The sequence below is a fragment of the Tissierella sp. genome, assembly GCF_052089545.1.
Lineage (GTDB): Bacteria > Bacillota > Clostridia > Tissierellales > Tissierellaceae > Tissierella_A.
The window spans coordinates 7,565-8,410 of the sequence record NZ_JBQDAA010000096.1 but is presented as its reverse complement, the minus strand read 5'-3'; the positions used below and the strand labels follow the sequence as shown (position 1 = coordinate 8,410).

The 846-nt window shown below is 27.4% G+C and carries 2 protein-coding genes; both read right to left on the bottom strand.

What is annotated here, in order from left to right; all coding sequences use genetic code 11:
* The coding region (locus ACTHW2_RS07980) for a hypothetical protein (protein WP_442263421.1) at positions 1-387 on the bottom strand (387 nt) is incomplete at its 3' end.
* 149 nt (positions 388-536) lie between these two features.
* A partial coding sequence (locus tag ACTHW2_RS07975; protein WP_442263419.1) for a YitT family protein occupies positions 537-846 on the bottom strand: 310 nt, incomplete at its 5' end.

Sequence of the window (846 nt, the reverse complement as noted above, 5' to 3'; positions counted from 1 at the left end):
AAGGCCTTTAAATTCCTTTTCTATAGCCTGTGAAGTTCCAGGAAGACCTCCAAATAAAATCCCTTTTACTATTCCCCCTTGATGGGCTAATAGATTGTTATTTTTAAGTTCTTCAACTAGATATCCAATCATGTTAATAGCATTATCCTTATCTAATCTATAACTAACCCCTATTACATTTACATTGTTTTTAATAATCCAGTCAAGTATTTTCTTTCTATTATTTTCATACTTATAATCATTTATTGCATGAGATATACTATCATCTGCAACAAGTACTTCATATCCGCAATCTCTAAGCAATTCAGCTGCAGCATTTATTCCAAGAGTATGGGCATCAAGTGATGGTTTAATAAATGCGTATATATCCTTATCTTTAATTATCATATAGATTTCTCCTTAAGTTTTTTATTTTTTAAATCTATTCTAGTTTAAATAGTAGAATTTAAACTCTACTTAGAAGACTATTATACAATACTTAGCTTCTTTTTACGTCCATTATATTATATACTATATTTTCAATAATTTAAAGTATACTATATCCCTATTTCTTTAAATCCAGTTCCCTTTACTTCAACAACATCTGTAACTATTAAAAAAGCTGTAGGGTCTATTTCATCTATTATATTTTTAATTTTTACTACTTCTTTAGAAACTATTATACAATATATGACTTTTTTATTTTCTTCAGAATAGCCCCCTGTCCCATCTAAAAATGTTACCCCTCTTTTTAAACTTGTAATTATTTCATCTGCTATTTCTTGAGGTTTTTCAGAAACTATTATTACATTTTTCTTATTGCTAAAACCTGTTTGTACTTTATCAACTACTTGGTATCCTATATAC